Source organism: Camelimonas sp. FR25 (assembly GCF_059740505.1).
Map to the genome: position 1 here is coordinate 39,193 of NZ_JCAWFG010000077.1, position 25,278 is coordinate 64,470.

The following is a 25,278-nucleotide window of genomic DNA, read 5'->3' on the forward strand; positions in this document are numbered from 1 at the left end:
CGGGTCCGCTTTGTCAGCCTGGGGCGTGACGTCCGGAACCGGGAAGCTCCAGGGCGACGCCGCGCCATAGTGGGGACGCTCGCCCGAGCGTGCGGGCCTGCCGGCGGAGCCGTCAGGCGCAAGCGGGCGATCGTGTGTCTGATCCCTGGCCTCGCGCATAAAAAAAGGCCGCTACGTCGGCGGTAAGCCGAGGGCTGCGTCCTTGGATCTGGCGTAGGGCTGGAAGCCGCCAGAGGAAGCGCCGGGCCCGGGATCGAGATCGTTTAGACGATAACGGCGCGGGAGGGAAGGGCTGATGCGGACTGTTGTCAGGCGTTTGTGATCTGCGGCTTAACCATGGCGCGTGCATTTGTCCGCAGGCTGTGGTGCATGGATTACACTTGTGACAGCAGGCGCAGGCCCGGCGCGCAGGCGCGCGGCCGTCGCACAACCGCATCGCGCGGCGCCCCTGCGCCATTCCGGCGCAGTTCGTCGCAGCAGGCTTCACGCCGCGCCGGGGGCGCTGCGTGTTCATGGAGGCCGACATGAGTGAACAGAACAATACGGCGACAGGGCCATCGACAACGGCGTCGACATCTCCGGGCGCCGGGCTGACGCCAGGCTTTGAGGGGCTGCGCAAGCGCCTGCGCAATCGCTGGGGCTGGCTGCTGGCGCTGGGCGTGCTGCTGACGGCGCTTGGAATCATTGGCTTCGCCATGCTGCCGTCGCTGACCCTCGTCACCGTCTGGTGGATCGGCGCGCTGGTGATGATCGGCGGCGGCGCCCAGATCGTCGACGCCTTCAGCGAGAAGGACTGGGGCCCCTTCGCCGCCCATTTGCTCATCGCCGTGCTCTACATCGTCGCCGGCGCCGTGCTGATCTGGAACCCGGTGCTCGGCGCCCTGTCGATCACCCTGTTCATCGCCGCCGCCCTGCTGGCGGTCGGCGTGCTGCGCATCATCATGGCCTTCCAGCTGCGTCCGGCCTCCGGCTGGGTGCTGACCGCGCTTAGCGGCCTGCTGTCGGTGGTGCTGGGCGTGATGATCTTCTCCGAGTGGCCGGCGTCGGGCGTCTGGGTCATCGGCCTGTTCTTCGCCATCGAGCTGGTGTCGGAAGGCATCGCCTTCATCGCCCTGGCGCTGGCGGCGCGCAAATCCTGATGGCGCTGAGCCGCTGACGCCGCGCCAGCGGCTGGTCGCGCGGCGAGCGCCGCGCGGTCATCCAGGCCAGGCGATGCGGCCCAAAATAAAACCGCCGGCGTTGTGCGCCGGCGGTTTTTTAGTGTCCTGCTCAAGTCCTTGATGGCCGCGACATCGCTCCGGAGCAGCCTGCGCAGAATGATGCGGCGCCCGGCCTGTCGCTGTCGTTAAGCCACGCCCAGGAGCTGCTTGCGCCTCCGCGACCTGCGAGGCTGATCCCCGATGAGCCATACCCATCGGGTTCAGGCGTCAGCCCTGCTGACGGGCGCGCTCGGCGTCGATCAGGCCGAGGAAGCGGTCGAACAGATAATGACTGTCCTGCGGGCCAGGCGAGGCTTCCGGGTGATGCTGCACCGAAAACGCCGGCCGGTCAGTCAGCGCGATGCCGCAGTTCGAGCCGTCGAACAGCGAGACGTGCGTCTCCTGGACATTGGCTGGCAGCGAATTGCGATCGACGGCGAAGCCGTGGTTCATCGACACCACCTCGACCTTCCTGGTGCCGAGGTCCTGCACCGGGTGATTGGCGCCGTGATGGCCCTGGCGCATCTTTTCGGTTTTGGCGCCGACGGCCAGCGCCAGCATCTGGTGGCCAAGGCAGATGCCGAAGGTCGGCACGCGACGGTCGACCAGCTCGGCGATCAGCGGCAGCGACCATTTGCCGGTGGCGGCCGGGTCGCCCGGGCCGTTGGAGATGAACACGCCGTCCGGCTTCAGGGCGAGAATGTCCTCGACCGAAGAATTGCCCGGCGCCACCGTGACCTTGCAATTACGCTCGGCGAACAGTCGCAGGATGTTGCGCTTCACGCCGTAGTCGAGGGCGACGATGTGGTATTTGGCCTCGCCAGCCTTGCCATAGCCGGTCTCGAGATCCCAGGTGCTCTCGTCCCAGTCGATACGCTGCGTGGTGCTGACGCCGGGGGTGAGGTCGAGGCCGACCATCGACGGCAGCGCCGCCGCCTCGCGCTGCAGCGTCGCGACGTCGAACTTGCCGTCAGGCGCATGGGCGACGATGGCGTTCTGCATGCCATTGTCGCGGATCAGCGCCGTCAGCGCCCGGGTGTCGACGCCGGTGATGCCGACGATGCCGCGCGCCTTCAGCCAGGCGTCGAGGTGTTTGGTGGCGCGCCAGTTGGCCGGGTCGGTGACCTCGGCGTGCAGCACTATGCCGGTGGCGCCATTGTCCGACGCGGCGTTGACCGACTCGATGTCCTCGTCATTGACGCCGACATTGCCGATGTGCGGGAAGGTGAAGGTGATGATCTGACCGGAATAGGACGGATCGGTGATGATCTCCTCATAGCCGGTCATGGCGGTGTTGAAGCAGACCTCGCCTGCGCGCTGGCCCTCGGCGCCGATGCCATAGCCCTCGATGACGGTTCCGTCTGCGAGAACCAGCAGTGCGGTGGCCGTAGGTTCGCTCCAGCCTTCCGGTTGGGTGCTGTCTTGAAGCATGGTCGCCATTGTCCTAAGTCCGGGTTTCTGGTTGCGGCGCGCGCCCTGACGGCCGCCCGTCGCCTGCGAACCGTGTTAGGGTTCGTGGCGACGCCAGCCGTCCTGCATGCCCGACTTCATCAGATTTAAGCGGACACTTAGGGTGAGCGTCCGCAGCCGTCAACGATTACAGCTCAAAGAGCGGAGACACGATCATGTTGCGTGAGGCATTCGCCACCGCCCAGAAAGACGCCCTGCGTTCGGGCGACAAGCCGCGCCTGGCCACAGTGCGCCTCATCACCGCAGCCCTGAAGGATCAGGATATCGCCGCCCGTGGCGAGGGTCGTGAGCCGCTGTCTGATGAGCAAATCCTCGCTCTGCTGCAGAAGATGGTCAAGCAGCGCCGCGAGTCGGTGGAGATTTACGCCAAGGCAGGCCGCGACGAGCTCGCTGCGGGTGAACGCGCAGAAATCGCCGTGCTCGAGAGCTTCATGCCGGCGCAGATGGACGCCGACGCCATCAAGGCGGCGGTCGACGCCGCCATCGCCGAGGTCGGCGCAGCATCCATGAAGGACATGGGCAAGGTCGTCGGCGCCCTGAAAGCCAAATACACCGGCCAGATGAATTTCGCCGAGGCCAGCGCGGCGGTGAAGGCGGCGCTCGGCGGCTGAGACGCGGGCGAAGATTTGGGCAGGCGCGAGGGTTTGGGCAGGCGCGACGGCTGAGTGTCGCGCGCCGGGTTCGGTTCACGCGGCGGTTTGCTGCGTGGCGTCCATGCGGCGCGTCGCCCGGGGCGACTATCCCCACAACCAACAGCCCGCTGGACCCGGCGGGCTGTGGCTGAGGCCGGCGCATGGTGAATCGGGCGCGCGGTCGTATAATGGCGGGCCAGGCGCACAAGGGCGGCTGGCCAGCGCCTGGCGGCGCCAGCTAAAGGCTTCGCGACAGCTCCATGCGATTTTCACCGTCCATTCTGGATGAGATCAAGGCGCGCATGCCGGTGTCGGCTGTGGTCGGACGGCGCGTGCGCCTGACCAAGGCCGGACGCGAATGGAAGGGGCTGTCGCCCTTCAACGCCGAAAAGACCGCCTCCTTCTTCGTCAATGACGACAAGCAGCGCTATTTCGATTTCTCGTCGGGGCGCAACGGCGACATCTTCAATTTCGTCATGGAGACCGAAGGCCTCAGTTTCAGTGAGGCGGTCGAACGGCTCGCCGCCGAAGCCGGCGTGTCTTTGCCGCGTGAGACCCCTGAGGAGGCGCGGCGCGAACAGAAACGCCAGGGCCTGCACGAGGTGGTGGAGCTGGCGACGCAATGGTTTGAATATGAGCTGACCTCGGCGCGCGGGGCACGGGCCCGCGCCTATCTCGACGGTCGCGGCCTTGGTCCGGAGGTGCGCCGGCGCTTTCGCCTCGGCTACGCTCCCGCAGGCCGGCACGAGCTGCAGAATGCGCTGGCGGCCAAAGGCGTGGCGGTCGACGCCATGATCGACGCCGGCCTGCTGATCGCCGGCGACGACATTCCAACGCCCTATGACCGGTTCCGCGACCGGGTGATCTTCCCCATCGCCGATCCGCGCGGCCGGCCTGTCGCTTTTGGCGGCCGCGCCATGGCGGCGGAGGTGCAGCCCAAATATCTCAACTCGCCCGAGACGCCGCTGTTTCACAAGGGCGGGCTGCTCTACAATTTTCACAACGCCCGCAAGGCCCTGCAGCAGCCTGGCGCCAGCCAGACCTCGGCCATCGTGGTGGTGGAAGGCTATGTCGACGTCATCGCCCTCGACATGGCGGGCGCCCCCCAGGCCGTGGCGCCGCTTGGCACGGCGCTGACGCCGGAACAGCTCACCCTGTTGTGGCGTTCGGCGGAAACGGCGTTGCTGTGCTTTGACGGCGACAAGGCTGGCCGTCGCGCCGCCTTCCGGGCGCTGGATGTGGCGCTGCCGCTGCTGGCGCCGGGCAAGACGGTGAATTTCGTGTTGATGCCCGAAGGGCAGGACCCGGACGATCTGTTGCGCCAGGGCGGCCGCGAGGCGGTGCTGTCAGCGTTGCGCGCCCAGATCCCGATGGTCGAGCTGCTGTGGCGCCGCGAGACCGAGGGGCAGGCGCTCGACACCCCTGACCAGCGCGCCGCGCTGGAGCACCGACTGCGCGACGCGGCCATGCGCATTCAGGATGACACGCTGCGGCGGCACTATCGCGCCGAGATTGACGCGCGCATCGCGGCGCTGACCCCGGCGGCGCCCCAGGGCGGCCAGGGCCGGTATCGCAACGCCCGCGCCCAAAGTGGCGCAGGTTTTGCCCGTGGCGGCGCAGGTTCGGGACGTAGCGGCGGCTGGGGCCAGTCAGGCAAAGCTTCCGGCATGCCGCCTGGCATGGCGCTGGCCGGCCATCCGGGGCTGACCCGCTCGGCGGAGTTCCCGCGCGAAATGCTGATCGTCGCCTTGCTCATCGCCCATCCGCATTTTCTGGTGGATCTGGGCGAACAGCTGGCGGCGATCGACTTTCGCGGCCCGGAAGCGCGCCAGGCGGCGCGGGAGCTGCTCGATTGCGTGGCCCGCCATGGCGCAGCCGCCGACCACGTGGGCGAAGCGGAGCAAGCAGGCGATCTGCGGCAGCTTGTGGCCAGCTGCGGCCTCGCTGACCGCCTCGACGGGCTGCGCCGCCGCATGGCGGCGGGGGCGGCCTGGGCGCTGGAGCCAGAGGCTGACGCGCTGGCGGTTGAAGAGATGCTGCGCCAGGCGCTGACCTTGCAAAGCCGCGCCGGCGCTCTACATACCGAACTGACGGCGGCGCAACGGGCATTCGCCGAAGAGGAGTCCGAAGCGAACTTCAGCTGGCTTTGCGACGTCAAGGCCCGCCTCGACAGTCTCGACGGCGCCGAAGCCCAGGCCGGCGACCGCAACTGGTAAGCCGGGACGCCAGCCCCGCCTTGCAGGTCGCTGGGAGCAGCTGAACTGATTCGCGGCATAAGGGCGCATTTTTCTTGCGCTAGCCGCCGATTTCTTGCGTGAGCCTCCTGGCCTGTGGCTGGCGCGATGGCGCCGCACATGCCTGTATCATCCTGGCGCGGACTCCAGCGGTGGGGCGCTGTTAATGTTTGTGGCGCAACGATTTATAAGGATTAACGCGCTAGTGCTGCAGCCTGCGGGCAACGGCTCTGGCGCGCGCCTGGGGCGGCCTCACGTGGCGGCGACCGTGCCTGAAGCCGTTGCATCTGTTAAAATAGAGGGACAGCCGCACATTCGACTGATTCGACATTTGCCGCCGGTCGGCGCATGAGCAACGTCGCCTGAGGGCGCGAGGCTATTCTGACGACCTGGCGGGAGTGTCTGCGTGGCGACGGCGGCGAGGCATGAATTGGCTTGGCCTAGGCTGTCCTGGATTGTCCTGGATTGTCCTGGATTGGCCTGGCCGACGCCACCGCCCTGGAGCCAGGCGGCTCGGCAGGTGGCTCGGGAATGCGGCGCGACGCGTGGCGCCATGTGCGGCGGTCTTGTGCGGCGCCGCAAGTTGTGACCGCGTTGCGGTGATGGCCTGTCGGCAGGCGGGTGCGCCAGGGTCGATGCGGCGGCATGGAATTGGGGCGCGGGGCGCCGGGGACGAGCGGACGCGCCTGGCGCGTCAGCCATCGGGAGTAAGCGTGCGGGGCCGTCGGGCGACGCGCCGCTGGCCCGGTGGTGGTGATGGATATTCTGGCGGCTCCCGTCTGGGGGCCGGCGATGCGTTTGGCGGAGCCCGCCCGACGGATGACAGTGGAGCTTGAGCGAATGGCGACAAAAGCGACGGAACGGGAAGACGCCCCAGATGCGGCCGAGACCCAGACCGACGGCCCTCTCCTCGACCTGACCGACGCCGGCGTCCGCCGGATGATCAAGCTCGCCAAGAAGCGCGGCTATGTCACCTATGAAGAGCTGAACGAGGTTCTGCCTCCCGAGGAGTTCAACTCGGAGCAGATCGAAGACGTGCTGTCGCAGCTGTCCGAGATGGGCATCAACGTCGTTGAGTCCGAAGAGAACGACGACAAGGAAGAAGGCGAGAGCGAAGAGGAAGAGGCCGAGGGCGGCGAACTGGCGCCGGCTGCCCCGCGCGCTGTCGCCGCGCCGACCACCACCACCCGCGAGCCTGGCGAGCGCACCGACGACCCGGTGCGCATGTATCTGCGCGAGATGGGCTCGGTGGAGTTGCTGTCACGCGAGGGCGAAATCGCCATCGCCAAGCGCATCGAGGCTGGCCGCGAGGCGATGATCGCCGGCCTGTGCGAGAGCCCGCTGACCTTCCAGGCCATCATCATCTGGCGCGATGAGCTGGTCGAGGGCAAGGTTCTGCTGCGCGACATCATCGACCTTGAGGCCACCTACGCAGGTCCCGACGCCAAGAATGGCGCCGCCGCGGTTGAGGGCCAGGCCGCCGAGGGCGAGGAAGAAACGGCTGAGGGCGAGGAAGCCTCGGGCGACATGGACGAAGAGGATATGGAGAACAATATCTCCCTGTCCGCCATGGAAGCCGAGATCAAGCCGAAGGTGCTGGAGACGTTTGATCGCGTCGCCGACAATTACAAGCGCCTGCGCCGCCTGCAGGATCAGGACATCGAGAACCGCCTGCAGAGCCTGCGTCTGTCGCCGGCCCAGGAGCGCAAGTACAAGAAGCTGAAGGACGAGATCGTCGTTGACGTGAAGTCCCTGTCGCTCAACGCCAATCGCATCGAGGCGCTGGTCGAGCAGCTCTATGACATCAACAAGCGCCTGATCGGCATGGAAAGCCGCCTGCTGCGTCTCGGTGAGAGCCATGGCGTCGGCCGCGAGGACTTCCTCAAGCAATACCAGGGCGCCGAGCTCGATCCCAAGTGGATCCTGCGCGTCTCCAAGCTGGGCACCAAGGGCTGGAAGAACTTCGTCGCCCACGAGAAGGACCAGATCCGCTCGATGCGTCAGGACATCCAGACGCTGGCGGCCGAGACCGGGCTTGAGATCGGCGAGTTCCGCAAGATCGTGCTGATGGTGCAGAAGGGCGAGCGTGAAGCCCGCCAGGCCAAGAAGGAAATGATCGAGGCCAATCTGCGCCTCGTGATCTCCATCGCCAAGAAATACACCAACCGCGGCCTGCAGTTCCTCGATCTCATTCAGGAAGGCAACATTGGCCTGATGAAGGCGGTCGACAAGTTCGAATACCGCCGTGGTTACAAGTTCTCCACCTACGCCACCTGGTGGATTCGCCAGGCGATCACCCGTTCGATCGCCGACCAGGCCCGCACCATCCGTATCCCGGTGCACATGATCGAGACGATCAACAAGATCGTCCGCACCTCGCGCCAGATGCTACACGAGATCGGCCGCGAGCCGACGCCGGAAGAGCTGGCCGAAAAGCTGGCGATGCCGCTGGAAAAGGTGCGCAAGGTCCTGAAGATCGCCAAGGAGCCGATCTCGCTGGAGACGCCGATTGGCGACGAGGAAGACAGCCACCTCGGCGACTTCATCGAGGACAAGAACGCCATCCTGCCGATCGACGCGGCGATCCAGTCGAACCTGCGCGAGACCACCACGCGCGTGCTCGCCTCGCTGACGCCGCGCGAAGAGCGCGTGCTGCGCATGCGCTTCGGCATCGGCATGAACACCGACCACACGCTGGAAGAAGTCGGCCAGCAGTTCTCGGTGACCCGCGAGCGTATTCGCCAGATCGAGGCCAAGGCGCTGCGCAAGCTCAAGCACCCGAGCCGCTCGCGCAAGCTGCGCAGCTTCCTCGACAATTGAGCCAAGGCGCAAGAGCCATCGAAAGTGGGGCCGGCGGTGACATCGCCGGCCTTTTTGTGTCCGGGCGATGGGGGCCTGACGCCAGCTGCATCGCTATATCTCCCGAGCGTTCGTGCGCGCATTTTCCCGCAGTTGGCCTGCCCATCAATCCGTGATCGTCGGCTGTACGCGCCGGGCGCTTGTGATTGCTGCGCCGCAATGGTCTTCTCGCACAAAGGCCGTCGCGGCCGATTCCAGCCCGCCGTCGTCATGCTGTCATTGCGGCGCGACGCCGAAGGCCGGGAAACAGAACATCCGGCGCCCCGTCGTGTCTTGCGCAGGGCGGCGGCAGAAAGGGCGACGCTTGCGCGAAGCTGCGCCAGCCGTTGCGGCGGGGGATTCATGCGGGCTGCCAATGATGATCGCATTCACATCAGCGCCGGTGGCCTGAGCGCCGACATCGAGCCGTTTGGCGCCGAACTGGCCGTGCTGCGGGACCCGGACGGGCGCGATCTGCTGTATGATGGCGACCCGCATTACTGGACCGGCCGGGCGCCGTTGCTGTTCCCGATCGTCGGGGCGCTGGCTGGCGGGGCCTACAGGCTGGGCCGCGAGTCGCGGCGCCTGCCGCAGCATGGTTTTGCCCGCCACTCCATGTTCGCGCTGGAGCAGCGCGACACTGACCGGGTGCTGCTGCGGCTGCGTGAGAGCGAGAGCAGCCGCGCCGTCTATCCGTTCCCGTTTCAGCTGGATGTCGCCTATCACATCGCGGCGACGGCTCTGACCGTCACCGCCACGGTGACCAACCGTGGTCGCCGGCCTATGCCCTGCGCCATGGGGTTTCATCCGGCGTTTCGCTGGCCCTTGCCCTATGGGGGCGCGCGCGAGGAGCACGCCCTGACCTTTGAGGTGGTGGAGCGCGGCCGGGTGTGCCGGCCTGACGGCGATGGCCTGCTGCTGCCGGCGCGGCGCACGCCCGTGGGCCCCGACGGGCAATTGCCGCTGTCAGACGCGCTGTTCACTGACGGGGCGCTGGTGTTCCGCGAACTGGCCAGCCGGCGTGTGCTTTATGGCGCGCCGGGCCGCCCGCATATCGCTGTGGAGTTTCCGCAGATGCCGAGCCTCGGCGTCTGGAGCAAGCCTGGCGCCAACGCGCCATTTGTCTGCATCGAGCCATGGCAGGGCTATGCCGACGAGGCGCCGCTGCCAGGCGATGCGCCACAGCCGCAGGACCTCTACGACAAGCCCGGCATGGTGGAATTGCCGCCCGGCGCGGCGCGGGATTTCAGCATGCGCATTGTGCTGACATCCGGCTGAAGGCCGGTTGCGTTGCCGGATTACACGGCTGCGGCGCCAGTGACGCCAGGTCGGCGGGTGCTGACGTATCCGCATGCTGACATGATCAGGCGCCGCAAGGGCTTAACCAGACCCCGTTCTGTCATGCGCAACGGGGGCTGGCGCGGCGTCGAGGCGGGGAGGTGGCGTCGTGGTGAAATACGGGCTGTGGGCAGGGCTGGCGGGCGCCGTCCTGTTGGCGACCACGCCGGGCGCGTGGGCGCAAGGCGAGCGGGAGATCGATCCGGCGACGGGCGGGGCCTGGGTTATTTGCGCCGACCCTGGCGAGTGGTGTGAGCTGGATGGCGTCTACCGGTCGCGTTTCGGCGTGCGCGGCGATTACGCCTATCGCGAGGCGCGTAACGGCTTCACCTGCACGGCGAAGCTGTTTGGGCGCAAGACGCAGCCGCAGGGCGCGACCTGCGACTTCCTGTTGCCGAAGGGGCGCGAATAGACCCCATCCCTGGCCGGTTATTTCCAGGCGTAGTTAAAGCTGACGGAAATGCGCTCGTCTTCCGATTCATTCATCGGCACCTCGTGGCGCAGCCAGCTCTCCCACAGCAGCACATCGCCTGGCTCGGGCGACAGGCGGATGAATGGGCGATTGGCCGGGTCGCGACGGCCTGGGGCCGCCATCATGAAGGCGAGGCGCGGGTCTTCAAAGCGGATGGCGGCGGAGCCAGGCGGGAGGGCGACGTAAAACGTGCCGCTGATCACCGAATGGGGATGCAGGTGCGACGAGTGCATGCCGCCGGTCGGCAACACATTGATCCAAAGCGAGTCGCATTCGAGCTTGCCGCCCTTGAGGTCAAAATCCAGCGCCTCGACAAAGCGGGCCACGTGCTGGTCGAGCTGCGTCACCAGCTGCGCGAACACCGGGAATCGCCAGGGCAGGTCATCCAGCGAGGCGTAAGAGGTGTAGCCCGGATAGCCATTGGCCTCGCACCAGTCGAGGCCGGCGTCGTCGTCCTCGGTCAGGCTGCGGCAGACGCCGTCGAGCTCGCGCACCAGCGGCGCGTCGGCGCCGGGCGCAAGCGAGGCGCGATAGATGGGCGTGGCGAAATGCTGGGTGATGCTGGGGGTGTTGGCGCTCATGCGCCATATATCGCCCGAAGGCGGCGCGCGTCAAAGCTGTTGCGCCGCGTGCCGGGCCTGTTGAGGCCGACGGCGGATGAGGCGTTGCATCACATTGCCTGGAGCCCTGGCGTTGATGCTTGCCGCCGCTGGCGAAGTTTCCCATGTCTATGGCAGGCGGGGGCAATGAAAGCTCCTGACCTTGATAGCCGGGGGCGCGCGCCGGCCAATGGGGCGAGGATAGCGATCAGGGGCTGGCTGCTGGTGTAAGGCCGCCAGGCGGTTGACGTATCCGCGAGCTGCCCGCCTTGGGCCAGGCCAATGCGCCGCGCGGGCGAGACCAGCGCCCGACGCGCGCGGCGCGACGGGCTCTGCTGTGCGGCGCTGGTGGACGTAGCCAGTGGCGCTGATCGCATGCGCCCGAGGCGTGTGACTTATACCAGAACCCGATAGCGTGACTCATCGGATTCTGGTTAAGACCGTGCGGCGCCTGAGCATTTCAGGATGCGTCTGCGTCAGCATCTTCGCATCCTGGTATTACGCCGTTACGCAAGCATTGAGGAGGATAAGCCATGACCTCGAATGTCGCTGAACGTGGGCTGTACAAGACGCGCGATGGCTGGGTGCAGATCGTGTCTGGCGAAGAGCTGCGCCGGGTGCGCGCCCAGGCCTATCTGGCCAGCGGGGCGCAACCGCCGCTGGAAAAGCTGCCGCTGCGTGATGACGACGCCGCGGAGGCGGCGGACAAAGAGCACATGCAGCAGCACTGAGAGGGGCCATTGCGTGGGGTCGATGCCTCCGCCGCATCACCCTCACCCCGGGGCGTGCGCCGATAGCGCAGCGACTGGCTGATCGCGCCTCAGTGGGAGGCAATTGTCTCTGGCCTGAGCCGATGAGCCAGGGCGGGCGCTTTCTGCGACCGGCGCGAGGAGGGCCGGCGACAGTCACGCGCGTCCTGGCGTTGTTGCAACGACGGTCGTGGCGACCGTGCTTTTGCTGGCGAGGCTGCCGTCCTGCCTTTCAGCGCCGCGTCGGCGTCCGTGACGTGGCGGGCTTTTTTGCCGGCGCCGCTCTGGTTGCGGCGGGCTTGCGCGCTGTGGTCGTCCGCGCCGTTGTGCTGCGCGCGGCGGCTTCCGGCTTGTGGGCCGCTGGCTTGCGCGCGGCCGGGGCGGCCTTGGCCGCAGGCTTTTTCGCAGCCGGCCGGGCTGCGGCGCGCGCGGGCGCCCTGGTCGCAGGCGCCTTTGCCTTGGCGGCTGCGCTCGCCAGCCGCGCCGCCGCCTTACGCGGACTGGCCGCCTTTGCTGGTTTGCGTGGCGCGGCCTTTGACGTCTTCAGAAGATAAACCATACGTCGTCTCCTGTAATGACTGCCGTTCATGCGCCGTCATGGACGTGCATGACAGTATCAATACGTCTCATTGGTAAACGGATCCTGAATATTAGCTGAGCCAGTTTAAGTATTGATGTGCGATTGTGAGTACGTGCACAGTATTAATCGCGAGTCGTGTCTCGCGATGTGGTCGAGCGTAGGGGTAATCGCTGAATTGACCGTGGGGCGCCGGGTCGCTGTCGCGCCGCAGGCCGGGGGCCGGCGGCGCTGCGCAACCGCCTGCGCGCTTCGGGCGGAGGGCCGCCGGCGCGCTGCTCAGTGGGCTGGCGGCGAACTGCGCCGGCAGGCCTGAAACGCCTGCCGTAAGGAAGATGGCCGAACACGACGCTGGCCGCGCTTTGGCGGGGCCGGTTGCCGAACCATCTGCCATGAGCGGCACAGGTGGCCATGGTGATCGTGTTGGGTCGTATCACGATCGTCGTCGTCAGTCGCGCGCCACACGCGCCGGGCGTAACAGCCGCGTAAGCAAGTCCGGCGCGTCACAAGGTGGCCGCTGCCTTGAAGGGGGGCGCCGCTCCCGGCGTCGGCTCCGGGTTTCTACTCTGCCCATAGGGCTGCGGTCGGCGACGAGGTCATTCCAGCATCGTCGGGGCCAGCGCCGGCCCGGCAGTCAATCCTGCCGCGACCATGCCCGTCGTCAGCCCGCGAACACATCGCCGCACAAAGTTTGCACTTGCAAACGAGTTGCAAGTGCGTCTGACATCGTGTTGTTGTGACGGCGATGCAAACGTTGTCACATGGGGTGGCGCGCTGAAGAGGTGCGAGCGATGTCGCAAAATGTTGGACGGGGCGTGGGTCTGGGGCAGTCCCGCGCGCCTGGAGATCTCCTGCCGCCTGGCCAGAGGGCGCACGGGTCGGCAGATGCAGGGCGGGCTACAGGCGTGGGCGTGCGGCCAACGCCAGGCGTTGGCCGCTACGCCGCAAGACTTTGCGCTGGCATGGCGGCGGCCTGCGGCGCGGTGATGCTGTTCACCGCGACCAGAGCCTGGGCCGAAGGGCCGCCAGCGTCTCAGACCGGGGCGCAGACAGGGCAGGGCGCGCAGGCCTCACTGCCGGTGCTGGCGCGGCTCGCCGACAGCGGCGTGACGCCCTATTTCCTGGCGACGGCGGATCTGATCGGCGTCTCGGACGGCCAGCGCAGCCGTGGCGGCGCGGCGACGCTGGTGAAGGCCGGGGCCGATCTGAACCTGGCGACGCTGGTCGGCTGGCGCGGCGCGAGCCTGCGCATGGGCGTGTTTTTGATCGGCGGCAAGGCCCCTGGCGAGCGGGAGAGCGGCGGGCTTGGGCCGTTGACCAATATTCAGGCGGGGCCGACGGCAAGACTGGCCGATGTCTATCTGAAACAATCGTTTCTTGATGACCGGCTGACCGTCAAGATCGGCCAGATGTCGGTGGACGACAGCTTCGGTTTCGCCGGGCCAGCGGAGGTTCTGGTGAACCCGACCTTCGGCTGGGCGGCGATCAATGGCTACAATCTGCCAGGCGGCGGCCCTCCCTACCCGGCGCCGGCGCCAGGCGTCGAAATCGCCGTCAAACCGGCCGCAGGCTGGACGGTGCAATTGGGCGCCTATAGCGGCAGCCCATGGCATAGCGGCCACTGGAACCGGCGCGGCGCGGCGCTGAATTTCCGGCATGGCTCCTTCGTCATGGCTGAGGTTGGCCATGAACACAGCATCGCCGGCCTGCCAGGCGCCATCAAATTTGGCGCCTGGCGCAGCGCGCCATCGTCGCGTGACATGCGCCAGCTCGGCTGGCTGGAGGAGCACGCCGCGCGCCGGACCGGCAACGCCATCTATGCGGTGGTGGAGCAGACGGTGTGGCGCGGCGCCAATGACGCCGAAGCCCGCGTGTTCGGCAGGATCTGGCGGGCCAACGCCAGCCGTTCGCCCTCGATTGAGCTCTATGCAGACGGCGGCGTCTCTTTGAAGGGCCTGATCGCCGGACGCAGCGATGACGTGATCGGCCTCGGCCTGGCTTACGCCCGCATTAGCCGTCGCGGCGCTGTGGAGCTGGCGCCGGATCACCACGTCGCCTTGCGCGGTTCCTCGCTCATCGCAGAAGCCTCGTGGCGCCTGCAATTGCACGACGGCGTCACCGCCCAGCCGTTTGTGCAATATTTCGTGCGGCCAGGCGGCGGCATGCAGGACGAGCATCGCCCGGGCCGCCGCCTGCGCGATGTGGCGGTGTTCGGCCTGCGCGCCCAAGCAGGCTTCTGACCCGGCTGCGACACGCACCCACCGCCGGCAGCAAGGCCGGATCGCCAGCGAAAGGCGTGGCCAGCAGCCGTCATTCATCGGTCGTCCGACAAGGGTGACCTCACATCAACCCATTGCATGCGCGCCGCCACCTTTGGTGACCGCGTCTCAAAAATAACAGAGCCAGCACGCAGTGCGCGTACAAATTGCAAATCATTTGCACTTGCATGCAACGTCGACGCCCACCACATTGGCGTCAGCGTGGCTGGCGGGGATCAGGGACAACACAATGCGACAGAACACAGCAGCCAACCGACGACATGTACTGGGGGCGCTCGCCGGCCTCGGTCTCGGCCTCGGCCTCGCTATGGCGCTGCCATTCGCCGCGCCGGCAAAGGCGGCGGAGCAGCCGGAGAAATTCAAGGTCGTCACCACCTTTACGGTGCTGGCTGACATGGCGCGCAATGTCGCCGGTGATGCGGCGATCGTTGAATCCATCACCCGGCCGGACGCCGAGATCCACAATTACCAACCGACGCCAGGCGACATTGAGCGCGCCATGGACGCCAGGCTGGTGCTGCGCAACGGCCTTAACCTCGAGCTGTGGTTTGACAAATTCATCCGCAAGCTCGGCGGCGCGCCAGAGGTGGTGGTCTCGGCGGGCGTCGAGCCCATGGGCATCGGCGAGGGCCCCTATAGCGGCAAACCCAACCCGCACGCCTGGATGTCGCCGGCTGCGGCGCTGATCTATGTCGACAATATCCGCGACGCGCTGGCGAAACATGATCCGAAAAATGCGGCGATCTACCAGAGCAACGCCGAGAACTACAAGAACCGCATCAAGGCGGCGATTGAGCCGATCCGCGCCGAATTGCAGTCAGTCCCGGAGGCGCAGCGCTGGCTGGTGACGTCAGAGGGCGCATTCTCTTATCTGGCGCGCGATTTCGGCCTGAAGGAGCTGTATCTGTGGCCGATCAACGCCGACCAGCAGGGCACGCCGCAGCAGGTGCGCAAGGTGATCGACGCGGTGCGCGCCCATAAGGCGCCAGCGGTGTTCTCGGAGAGCACGGTGTCGGATCGCCCGGCCAAACAGGTGGCGCGTGAAACCGGCGCCCGCTATGGCGGCGTGCTCTATGTGGATTCGCTCTCCGGCCCGGATGGTGCGGTGCCGACCTATCTCGATCTGCTGGGCGTCACCGCCGGCACGATCGCAAAGGGGCTGAAGGGCGGCCAATAAGGCGAGGGCGCCTGGCGCAGCGCGCCAGGCGCCGCGAGGCTTATACCAGGATGCGAAGATGCTGACGCATCCGCATCCTGCAATGCTCAGGCGCCGCACAGGTTCTGGTATTACTCCTTGAATGGCTCAGGCGGCAGCTTCCAGTCGGCGCCGTCATAGGTCGCCAGGTAGAAGGTGTTGACCGGCTCGTAATTGTCGGGCGTCACCGCCAGCGTCAGGCCTGGCAGCATATAGACCGTGCGCTTGCCCTTGAGATTGGTGGCGATGCGCATCAGATTCTCGCGGGTGAGATTGTCGCCGCACTCTTTCAGAATGTCCGCCAGCAGCACCGCGCCAGCATAAGCATAAAAGCCGGCGTCATCGCCCGCGTGTACGGTGGGGGTGTTTTTGGCGCGGAACGCCTCATAGGCGCGCACATCCGGATCATCCTTCCACACCGGGCTGCCGACGCGCTTGTTGGACTGCAGCGAGATGGCGCCCTTCAGGCCGCCTTCGCCCGCCGCCTTCATCAGCATGGCGTTGGCCGAGGGGCTGATGATGTAATGGGTGGCGTTCCAGTTGAGTTCGCCGACCTTCTTCATCGATTGCGAGGCATATTTGCCGATCGAGATATTGAAGAACACGTCTGCGCCCGATGCGGCGAGCTTGACCATCTGTGAGTCGACGGTGGGATCGGTGAAGTCATAGCTCGCCTCGGCGACGATCATGGTCTTCGCCTTGTCGCCAAGGGCGGCGCGGAAGGCGCTGACGAAGTCGCGGCCGACATCGTCATTCTGCATCAGGATCGCCACCTTCGCGTCAGGCCGGTTGCGCAGCAGCCATTTGCCGAACACCCGTCCCTCGGTGGAGTACAGCGCCAGCGACGGCGTCGACCACGGGAACTCCTTGGGGTTGTTCCATTTGGCGGCGCCGGAGCCCACCATCAGCTGCGGCACCTTCTTGCTGGCGAGGTAGCGCTGCACCGCATTCTGCGCGGCGGTGCCGACAGAGTAGAAGGTGGCGAGCACGCCCTCCTGCTCCACCAGCTTGCGCGTGGCCTCCACCGTCTTGGGCGGGCTGTAATGGTCGTCGAGGCTGATCAGATTGACCTTGCGCCCGTTGATGCCGCCCTGCTGGTTCAACATGTCGAAATAGGCGGTCTGGATGCGCCCGACCACGCCGGCGTGCGAGGCCGGGCCGCTATAGGGCACGGTCTGGCCGATGCGGATTTCGCTCTGGCTGGCGCCCTGGTCGTATTTGGGCTGGGCGGCGAGCGGCGTCATCCATAGACAGGCCGCCGCCAGCATGGCGATTTTCGTGATACCCTGCATGGGTTTCTCCCCCGATTGCGCAGCCTTTGAGCGGCGGCGTCGCTGCCAGCATATGTCTATAACGCGTTATATCAAATAGGCAGTTTGAGGGGTGGCGCAGCCACGCCTGCACGCCAGGTCCATGTGGCCACTCCGCGGTTGGCGCCTGAATTTGCGGCGCCGCTGACGACGGCTGGCGCTGCCTGTGCTTGTGAGCAGGCGCCTCGCGATGCGATTTTGATGGCAGACATGGCGCCAGACGGGCCACGCCCCTCGGCGCCAGCGTCGCCAGCGACGGGGGCTCCCGATTCTGGCGCGCCTGCGGGGGAGTGAACCGATGACCAGCGCACCAGCGCCGCAAGGACGCGGCCGCCGTCGCGACGCCGAAGCGACGCGCCGGCGTATTCTGGAAGCCGCGCAAAACGCCTTTGCCCTTGAGGGCTACGCCGGGGCCCGCATCGATCAGATCGCCCGCGCCTCGGCCTGCAATGTGCAGATGATCTACCGCTATTTCGGCGACAAGGAGGGGCTGTATCTGGCGGCGCTGGAGGCGATCTATGTGCGCATCCGTAGCCATGAGCAGCAATTGCAGCTGTCGGCGCTGGAGCCGATGGACGGCATGCGGCGGCTGATCGGCTTCACCTTTGATTATCTGCGCGATAATCCTGATTTCGTCGCCATCGTGCGCAACGAGAATCTGATGGAAGGCAAATTCATTCGCCGGCTACAGTCCGTCTCAGATACGGCCAATCCACTGGTTGAGGCGCTGAGCGATCTTTTGGCCCGTGGCCTGCAGTCTGGCGCCTTCCGGCGGCCAATGACCGCCATGGATCTCTATCTGACCGTGCTCGGATTGTGCATGACCCATTGCGCGCAAAAGCACACGCTGTCCGCCATGTTTCGCTTTGATTTCAGCGATCCAGACTGGCAGCAGCATCGCCGCGAACAGGTGATGCAGCTGGTGCTGGGCTATCTGGTGACGCCTGAGCCCGCCATGCCCACATTAGCGCTGCACGCCCATCATGGTGCTGGCTGAGCGCCAGGCTATGTTGCGCCGCTGACCCAAAATGCGCTCGTGGCGACCAGCGGTTGGGGCCCTGCGTCGGGCCGTTACTAACACGTTGGTTAAATGTCGGCATTCGCCAGCCACTGCGTGCTGCAGCGCCTGGCCAGGCGCTGCGCATAAGCATCGCCGCTGCATGGCGCCCAGGCGGCGTCGGCGCCCAAATTCAGCGCGTCGTCTCGCATAAATTTTAGTCAGAAACGCTCAACATTTGGCGCAAGCCTCTCTTGCTGCTGCGATTTTCCGATGCAAGTATTTACTTGCTTTCGGAGAGAGCGTCGCAGGACCAACCCGGTGAACCGCATATCAAACGCGGTTTCCTGGACCGGACCGTCGCGCCTCCAGGTCGTCGCAAGCCGGGTTGCTCCGTGCTTGCGGCGCCCGTCACATCTGGGCGAGGGGCCTTCAGTTACATGGTTGAGGATCGGTTCAACGCGATCGTGCCGCACGGTCAGATCACCATCGCCGGCGCCGAAGCAGGCCCGCTGGCCGGGCTGCGCTTCGTGGTGAAGGATTTCTTTGACGTGGCCGGCGTCCCGACCGGCGCTGGCAGCCCCGCGTGGCTGGCCAGCCACGAGACGCCGACGTCCAGCGCCCCCGTCGTGAGCCGTCTGCTGGGCGCTGGCGCGACGCTGATCGGCAAGACCCACACCGACGAGATGGCGTGGAGCCTCAATGGCGAGAACCATCACTACGGCACGCCGGTCAATCCGGCGGCGCCAGACCGGATTCCCGGCGGCTCGTCGTCCGGATCGGCGGTGATCGCCGCAGCCGGCCAGGCAGATTTCACCATTGGCTCCGATACGGGCGGCTCAGTTCGTTTGCCGGCCAGTTATTGCGGTGTGCTTGGCATGCGTCCCAGCCATGGCCGCATCGATATTTCAGGCGCCGTGCCGCTGGCCCCCAGCTATGACAGCGTCGGCTGGTTCGCCCGCGATGGCGTCATGATGCAGCGCGTCGCCGCCGTGCTGTTCGACACATGGCGAGCCCCGGCCAGCCCGTCGCGCTTTCTGCTCGCCACAGACATGTTTGCGGCTGCGGGCGCAGGGGTCACTGCGGCGCTGTCCGCTGCCCTGATGCACTTCCCCGACGCCACGCCGGTGGTGGTCGCCGATGGGCAACTGCCCGCCTGGCGCAACGTGTTTCGCGTGCTGCAGGCCAGTGAGGTCTGGCAGGCGCACGGCGCCTGGGTCGAGGCGACGCGGCCGGAATTTGGCCCTGGCATCCGCGAGCGCTTCGCCGGCGCGCCGCTCATCGGCGCCGATGAGATTGCTGCGGCAAAGGCTCTGCGCGCTGACGTCCGTGATCGCCTTGAGGCGCTGTTGGGTGATGACGGCGTGCTGATCCTGCCGACTGCGCCAGGGGCCGCGCCGCTGCGCGGCACGCCAGGGCCGGAGATCGAGGCCTTCCGCGCCCGCTGCCTCGAGTTGCTGTGCCTCGCTGGCCACGCCGGCCTGCCGCAGATCTCCCTGCCGCTCGGCGAGATCGATCGCTGCCCGCTTGGCCTGTCGCTCATCGCGCCGCGCGGCCAGGACGAGCGGCTGCTGGACATCGCCGCGCGCCTGCTGCCCGCCGCCTGACGTCGCAGGCTTGCGCCACTAATCCGTTCTATTGCCAGGGAAGCTTCACAATGTCTGAGCAGAACACGTTCAAGCGCCCCACCATTCTCGCCAGCGCCGGCGTCAGCCGTCGACTGTTTCTCGGCGGCGCCGCCATCGCTGGCGCCACGCTCGCCATGCCGGCCATCGCCCAGTCGCGGCCCAAGGCCAAGATCGGCTATTGGCCGATCGCTGGCGGCCTCGCTTTCTTCGCCGCACTTGAGAAGGGCTATTTCGCCGACGCCGGCGTTGATGTGGAAGCGGTGCGCTTCGCTGGCCCCAACCAGGTGGTCGAGGCGCTGATTTCGGGCCGCATCGACGGCTCCGCCACTGGCACCGCCTCCACGGCGCTGGCGCTTGGCGATGCCCAGGACCCTGGCTCGATCCGCCTGTTCTGCCAGAACTTCGCCAATGCCGATTATGTCCTCGACCGTATTATCGTGCCGAAGGACAGCCCGATCACCTCGGTCAAGGAACTGGCTGGCAAGCGCTTTGCCTGCGGCCCGGGCGTAAACAATGTCACGCTGGCCAAGGCGATCCTTGAAGCCGCCGGCATCCCCAACCCCAAGGTGACCGAGCTGCCAGGGGCGCAGATCCTGCCTGCCGTGGCGGCAGGGCAGATCGACGGCGCGTATGTGCTGGAGCCGACCGCCGTGATCGGTCACAACAAGGGCATCTCCAAGGTCATCGAGACGGCGGTGGTGTCAAAGTATGTGCTGGGCGACGCGAAGGCGCCCTGGCTGGGCGGCGCGGCCTCGCTGTCGGGCGCCTTCGTCAAGGCCAATCCCGAAGCGGCGAAGGCGATTGTCGCCGGCTACGCCAGGGGCGTGGATTACGTGCGCAAGGCTGGCATCGAGGCCAACCAGTATCTGAAGGGCTACACGCCGATCGACGACGATCTGCTGCGCGATGTGCCGGTCTCCGGCTATCGCATGACCTCCGAGATGTCGGAGGCGGACTGGGCCGCCATGCAGAAGCTGTTTGACGTGTTCTACGAGCGCAAGGTGGTGCCGCAGAAGCTCAACGCCGCCGGCATGGCGCTGAAGCTGTAACGCATTGCAGGGCCAGGCGGCGCCCTTGCGCCCTCTGGCCAGCTCCCCGCTCCATTGGCGCCTGGGCCGCTGGCTCAGGGCAGCGCGACGCCGCCTGCGCCGCGAACGCCTGGGGCATGCCCCGATCGACCCGCCGCCGCTGGCGACGCCGCCTTAAGGCCCGCCGCCGCCAGCCCGCCCCAGGGGGACCCACATGACGCCGCGCGCGCAAAAGACATTCCGCCTTAACAGCCGCACCTGGCTGCCGCTGGTTGGCCCGGCCATCCTCATCGCCGCCTGGGGCATTCTGGTGCAGAGCAAGGTGATCAGCCCGGTGCTGCTGCCCGGGCCGCTGACCACGCTTGAGCATCTGGGCGCCACCATCGTCAGCGGCGCCATCTTCGGCGACTTCATGATGACGCTGAGCCGCACCATTCAGGCGTTCCTGATCGCCACCGCCATCGGCGTGCCGCTGGGCGTGGCGCTGGGATCGTCCGAGAAGGTGTATCGCAGCGTCGAGTTTCTGATCGACTTCTTCCGCTCGACCCCGTCCAGCGCGCTGATCCCGCTGTTCATGCTGATCTTCGGCATCTCGGACTTCAACAAGATCGCCATCGCCGCGTTCGCCGCATTCCTGGTGATCCTGTTCAACAGCGCCTATGGCGTGATGAACGCCAAGCGCACGCGCATCATGGCGGCCTCGGTGATGGGGGCCAACCGCTTCCAGATTTTCCGCGACGTGCTGCTGTGGGAGAGTCTGCCGCAAACCTTCATCGGCCTGCGTAACGGCATCTCCATGGCGCTAGTCATTGTGGTGGTGGCCGAAATGTTCATGGGCTCTGACGATGGCCTCGGCCAGCGCATCATCAATGCGCAGCAGATCATGAATGTGCGCGAAATGTACGCCTCCATCCTCGCCGCCGGCGTGCTCGGCTATGTCCTCAACCTCGTCTTCCTGCTCATCGACAAGAAGATCGTGCACTGGAGCGGCCGCTCATGATCATGTCGTCTGCAACTGTTCGCCGCGACCAGCGCAGCTGGCCCGCCATCACCGTCCGTGGCCTGACCAAGTATTTTGGCAATGGCCCGCTGTATGAGAACTTCGACCTCGATATCCCCCGCAACAAGATCATGACGATCTTTGGCCCCAACGGCTGCGGCAAGTCGACGTTGATCAACATGATCGCCGGCCTGACGCCGATTGATGGCGGCGAGGTGCTGTTCGACGGCAAGACCAGCCGCGAGACCAACATCGGCTATGTCTTCCAGAACTATCGCGACGCGCTGTTTCCATGGAAGCGGGCCATCGACAATATTCGTTACCCGCTGTCGCTGGGGAATATGCCGAAGGGCGAGATCGAGGCGCGGGTCCAGAAGATCATCGCCGCCTTCGACATCAAGTTCGACCTCAACCGCTTTCCCTACGAGCTGTCCGGCGGGCAGCAGCAGCTGGTGTGCATCATGCGCGCCCTGATCACCGAGCCGGAGGTGCTGTTTCTCGACGAGCCGTTTTCGGCGCTCGACTATGAGATGACGCTGTTCATCCGAGACAAGCTGCAGCAGATCTTCATGGAAACCGGCACCACCATGGTGCTTGTCTCCCATGACCTCGAAGAAGCGGTGTTTCTCGCCGATGTGGTGCTGCTGCTGACCAAGCGTCCGACAAAGGTATCCGAGCTCATCGACTTCACCGCCGCACGGCCGCGTTCTGTAGAAACGCTCACCTTGCCGGAGTTCATCGAGACCAAGCGCCATACGCTTGAGGTGTTCCAGCGCGAGGTCAACAAGTAATACCAGACCCCGATGAGCGTGACTCATCGGGGTCTGGCCAAGCCCGCGCGGCGCCTGAGCATTTCAGGACGCGGATGCGTCAGCATCTCCGCGACCTGGGATCAGAGTTTCACCTCGGCATTGACGCCCATGTCGGGTTTGCCCCCGGTGAGCGCCGCCACCAGCATTTTGGCGCTGGCGACGATGCGGCCAGGGCTGTCCCACACCTCGCCATGCTCAGGCGTGACCGTGATCAGGCGGATGCTGGGATCGTTGGCGTCGTCCCACCAGGCCTTGTCGACCGGGGAGAACAGGGCGGCGATTTTGGCGCGGTCATTGCTTAGCGCCGCCTGCCCGGACACCACTGCATATTTGTAGGCGCCATTGTCGGCCCAGGCCAGTGAGACCGTCGGGAAGGCCGCAATCTCCGTATTCAGATCACCAATCTCATCGGTCAAAAAGTAAACCGCGCCTGTGGCGTCGTCGAAGCGGGCGTGCATGGGCCGGCTTCGCTGGGCCTCACCATTCCAGGTGGTGAACATACATACCTTGATGTCTTGCGCGATGGCCCAGATGCGGCGGGTCGTCTCTTCAGCGCTAATGGCGTCATGGCCATGATCTTTCATGTCGCAGTCTCCCTTTAGGAGAGCAACGTGCGGGCGCATGCCGTGGTTCCGCCGGGCGCCGTGGCAGGCGCCCCGCCGGCGATCAGCGCCCGCCAGACCTGCGCCGACGCCCAACGCCGACCGACCTTGAAACGTCGCCATCAACGCCGCCGCCCACCTTGCTGCGATCACGCCGCCGTGGCATCTATGCCCCCGGTGGCGACACCCTGATTCCGCGATGAGCCGCATGACTTTGGCGCGCCGTCGATCTGGAGAGGGCCTGTAGCTCAATGGTTAGAGCCGACCGCTCATAACGGTCTGGTTGCAGGTTCGAGTCCTGCCGGGCCCACCAAATTCGGTCCCAAGGCGTCTCATGTATCCTAGGGGGGGGCGCCACGGATTTCTCAATGAAATCAGTAATCTCTGGTCGGCATGGGAAGGCTCTGGACACCCAGCAAAAGCGCATGTTGGTACTCTTGTTGGTGTCAGATCAAGGCAACCGCTTTTTGATACCAACTCAGCTGCCGATTCGGTTATCGAATCAATTGCTTGAACTGACTCAATTATTTTGAGCCTATTCGGGTGCCACGGGTAGTGGGTTTGAGTCCCGCAGCCGATGCGATGGGCGTTTGAACTCGAATTTGGGTAATCTAATCGCGTGTGAAACGGGAAAGTAGCAGGAGTTCGTGTCCCGATGAAGCCTTAGGCTCCACCTGCGATAGCAAGTAAAAATTCAACGTTAGAAGAATAGAGTACAGATATACTTCGACGCTTGGTGGAGTGTCGGCCGTTGCGGTTTAAACTAACCGGATACGAGGGCTGTAGATGGTACTGGAGAGGTCCATGAGAGCGCTCCTAACACTGCCTTTACGGCATGAAGATTGGTTAGAATTCCCGAAGAGAAAGTAGAGAAAGTAGAGAAAGTAGAGGAAGTGCGGACTGGCGGAATCGAACACTGACGGGAAACGCAGGGTATTCCTCTGTCGAGCTATGAGCACGATCAGTATCCTGTGCCAAGTAATGGTTGGGGGATGTGACGATGCTGACGACGATAACCGCAAGTGCCCCGAGAGAATCGGCGATTTGCCTCTGGACCTGGAAGGCGCTTACTAGGGGGCGACAACTACGCAGAGAATAATGAGGATCACGAACTCTCCAAGCGCGACAGGGACGGGATGATTTTCGCGCCTATGTGCTCAGTTGATCCTGTAGCAGGTACCGATCGATGAACGCCGGCTGGGCTTCGCCGTAAACGAATTTCTTCGCATTTATCAGTGTCGATTGGTTGTTCGCCTTGATCACATCGCGAGCGGGCATTCGACCAAAGTGCTCAATGATATCCGGCGCATCACTGGCGATGAAAAGGTGCGTCGGAGACAAGGGTAACGAGATGGCGGTGCGGCGCTTGTAAAGATCGCCCACTCGCTCGAACGGATTGTCACCAAATAGTAGTCGCCTGGATGCCGATGAAACATCCCTCACCAACCAGTGCAGGTTTTTTATGCGCTCGGCGGCCTTGTCGCTTCTCAGCAGGCGGACGAGTATGCTGAGTCCTGAATTGGCAACACTAGCCGAAGCGTTCTTCAACGCCCACTCATAGAGTGTAGTTTCTGGGGCATCGCCCTTAACGGCAGTGTACTCAGGAATTTCTTGCGACAGGTCATGCTTGATCCGTTCACTCGCTTCTGCCTTTACCTTCTCCACAATGTGGGGGACACGCAGCAGTGAGGCGATGAGGTAGACAGTCCACCCGTAGCGCTCGCTAACGGTCAGCCTTTCCGGTCCTAGGCTTATCAGCTTGTCTAGTACCGGCGCAGCCTGGGTTTCGATCTCCCCGAGAATCTTGGTCTCAATCTGTTGCGCCTCTTCATCGTTCACGTGTTCAAGCAAGTAGAGACCTGGGGCATAGGCAGTGGCAGCGGAAGTTACCCGTTTGGAAACCAGTTTGCCGTTGTATGCGATGCGGCTCCACTGCGTGATTAGCCCATCTGCTAGCTCCCAGTTGCGCAGATGAAACTGAGAGACGTAATGATGATCACCTTTCTTACTCATCAGCTCCCATCTTTGATCTGAACGTAGTCTGCGGAACGTTGCCTCACGATAGCGCGCCAGTCGACACTGTGTCGCTCGATCCACGGAAAACGGCTGTTGCTGTCTGTTGCGGGTAGAGTACAGCCATAAGGCAATTCACAGAACGCTCGTATTGACCCACAGCATCCAGCAAAACGCTAATTAAATTGCTGATGTCAAGATGGGGTGTTTGAGGATTAAAAATAGATCATATTAAATATGTAATTTTCCGATGTTATTTTCTGTGGTGTTCATCATGTCGATGGAGGGGATTTCGTGAAGACTATT

At 65.0% G+C, this 25,278-nt stretch carries 19 protein-coding genes and 1 tRNA gene; 15 read left to right on the forward strand and 5 right to left on the reverse strand.

Annotation, left to right across the window (positions count from 1 at the left end):
- Positions 1-524: 524 nt before the first annotated feature.
- Positions 525-1,139, forward strand: a complete 615-nt coding sequence (locus AC6A67_RS09460) for an HdeD family acid-resistance protein (protein ID WP_498036308.1) — start codon at positions 525-527, stop codon at positions 1,137-1,139.
- A 288-nt stretch (positions 1,140-1,427) separates the two neighbouring features.
- Here AC6A67_RS09460 and carA read toward each other — a convergent pair whose 3' ends face one another.
- A complete protein-coding gene (gene carA / locus AC6A67_RS09465; RefSeq protein WP_498036309.1) occupies positions 1,428-2,630 on the reverse strand; it encodes a glutamine-hydrolyzing carbamoyl-phosphate synthase small subunit in 1,203 nt (400 codons plus the stop codon).
- 194 nt (positions 2,631-2,824) lie between these two features.
- On the opposite strand from carA, the gene AC6A67_RS09470 reads away from it, so the two are divergent.
- From AC6A67_RS09470 to AC6A67_RS09490, 5 genes are all read left to right on the forward strand, one after another.
- Positions 2,825-3,280 (forward strand): GatB/YqeY domain-containing protein, encoded by a 456-nt coding sequence (locus AC6A67_RS09470; protein ID WP_498036310.1) that lies wholly within the window; start codon positions 2,825-2,827, stop codon positions 3,278-3,280.
- Positions 3,281-3,561: 281 nt separating this feature from the next.
- Complete coding sequence (gene dnaG, locus AC6A67_RS09475) at positions 3,562-5,517, forward strand: DNA primase (protein WP_498036311.1); 1,956 nt, start codon at positions 3,562-3,564, stop codon at positions 5,515-5,517.
- Positions 5,518-6,375: 858 nt separating this feature from the next.
- Entirely contained in the window at positions 6,376-8,355 is a 1,980-nt protein-coding gene (rpoD, locus tag AC6A67_RS09480) for an RNA polymerase sigma factor RpoD (protein WP_498036312.1), read from the forward strand.
- Positions 8,356-8,736: 381 nt separating this feature from the next.
- A complete protein-coding gene (locus AC6A67_RS09485; protein ID WP_498036313.1) occupies positions 8,737-9,651 on the forward strand; it encodes an aldose 1-epimerase family protein in 915 nt (304 codons plus the stop codon).
- Between the two features lie 169 nt (positions 9,652-9,820).
- Positions 9,821-10,123, forward strand: a complete 303-nt coding sequence (locus AC6A67_RS09490) for a hypothetical protein (RefSeq protein WP_498036314.1) — start codon at positions 9,821-9,823, stop codon at positions 10,121-10,123.
- 17 nt (positions 10,124-10,140) lie between these two features.
- On the opposite strand, the gene AC6A67_RS09495 is transcribed toward AC6A67_RS09490, so the two are convergent.
- Positions 10,141-10,764 carry a TIGR02466 family protein gene (locus AC6A67_RS09495; protein WP_498036315.1) on the reverse strand — a complete coding sequence of 208 codons (624 nt, stop codon included), beginning with the start codon at positions 10,762-10,764 and terminating at the stop codon, positions 10,141-10,143.
- 551 nt (positions 10,765-11,315) lie between these two features.
- On the opposite strand from AC6A67_RS09495, the gene AC6A67_RS09500 reads away from it, so the two are divergent.
- The 3 genes from AC6A67_RS09500 to AC6A67_RS09510 all read left to right on the forward strand — a co-directional run bounded on the left by AC6A67_RS09500 (position 11,316) and on the right by AC6A67_RS09510 (position 15,564).
- Positions 11,316-11,513, forward strand: a complete 198-nt coding sequence (locus tag AC6A67_RS09500) for a hypothetical protein (protein WP_498036316.1) — start codon at positions 11,316-11,318, stop codon at positions 11,511-11,513.
- Between the two features lie 1,500 nt (positions 11,514-13,013).
- Complete coding sequence (locus AC6A67_RS09505) at positions 13,014-14,348, forward strand: carbohydrate porin (protein ID WP_498036317.1); 1,335 nt, start codon at positions 13,014-13,016, stop codon at positions 14,346-14,348.
- Positions 14,349-14,694: 346 nt separating this feature from the next.
- Positions 14,695-15,564 (forward strand): metal ABC transporter substrate-binding protein, encoded by an 870-nt coding sequence (locus tag AC6A67_RS09510; RefSeq protein WP_498036341.1) that lies wholly within the window; start codon positions 14,695-14,697, stop codon positions 15,562-15,564.
- 110 nt (positions 15,565-15,674) lie between these two features.
- On the opposite strand, the gene AC6A67_RS09515 is transcribed toward AC6A67_RS09510, so the two are convergent.
- The gene (locus tag AC6A67_RS09515; RefSeq protein ID WP_498036318.1) at positions 15,675-16,874 is read right to left on the reverse strand and encodes an ABC transporter substrate-binding protein; all 1,200 of its coding nucleotides are present in this window, start codon (positions 16,872-16,874) and stop codon (positions 15,675-15,677) included.
- A 316-nt stretch (positions 16,875-17,190) separates the two neighbouring features.
- On the opposite strand from AC6A67_RS09515, the gene AC6A67_RS09520 reads away from it, so the two are divergent.
- The 5 genes from AC6A67_RS09520 (at position 17,191) to AC6A67_RS09540 (ending at position 22,336) form a co-directional block, all read left to right on the forward strand.
- Positions 17,191-17,889, forward strand: coding sequence for a TetR/AcrR family transcriptional regulator (locus AC6A67_RS09520; RefSeq protein WP_498036319.1), 699 nt, complete (start codon positions 17,191-17,193; stop codon positions 17,887-17,889).
- A gap of 440 nt (positions 17,890-18,329) precedes the next feature.
- Positions 18,330-19,496: an amidase gene (locus AC6A67_RS09525; protein WP_498036320.1), complete on the forward strand. Its 1,167-nt coding sequence runs from the start codon at positions 18,330-18,332 to the stop codon at positions 19,494-19,496.
- Between the two features lie 50 nt (positions 19,497-19,546).
- Positions 19,547-20,566, forward strand: a complete 1,020-nt coding sequence (locus tag AC6A67_RS09530; protein ID WP_498036321.1) for an ABC transporter substrate-binding protein — start codon at positions 19,547-19,549, stop codon at positions 20,564-20,566.
- 193 nt (positions 20,567-20,759) lie between these two features.
- Positions 20,760-21,545, forward strand: coding sequence for an ABC transporter permease (locus tag AC6A67_RS09535; RefSeq protein WP_498036322.1), 786 nt, complete (start codon positions 20,760-20,762; stop codon positions 21,543-21,545).
- Positions 21,542-22,336: an ABC transporter ATP-binding protein gene (locus AC6A67_RS09540; RefSeq protein ID WP_498036323.1), complete on the forward strand. Its 795-nt coding sequence runs from the start codon at positions 21,542-21,544 to the stop codon at positions 22,334-22,336. Before AC6A67_RS09535 ends, AC6A67_RS09540 begins: the two co-directional genes overlap by 4 nt.
- Before the next feature lie 101 nt (positions 22,337-22,437).
- Here AC6A67_RS09540 and AC6A67_RS09545 read toward each other — a convergent pair whose 3' ends face one another.
- Positions 22,438-22,941 (reverse strand): pyridoxamine 5'-phosphate oxidase family protein, encoded by a 504-nt coding sequence (locus AC6A67_RS09545; protein WP_498036324.1) that lies wholly within the window; start codon positions 22,939-22,941, stop codon positions 22,438-22,440.
- A 255-nt stretch (positions 22,942-23,196) separates the two neighbouring features.
- Between AC6A67_RS09545 and AC6A67_RS09550 the strand changes: the two genes are divergently transcribed.
- Positions 23,197-23,272: transfer RNA gene (locus AC6A67_RS09550), tRNA-Ile, on the forward strand.
- 836 nt (positions 23,273-24,108) lie between these two features.
- Here AC6A67_RS09550 and AC6A67_RS09555 read toward each other — a convergent pair.
- Positions 24,109-24,972: a DUF4238 domain-containing protein gene (locus tag AC6A67_RS09555; protein WP_498036325.1), complete on the reverse strand. Its 864-nt coding sequence runs from the start codon at positions 24,970-24,972 to the stop codon at positions 24,109-24,111.
- Between the last annotated feature and the right edge of the window lie 306 nt (positions 24,973-25,278).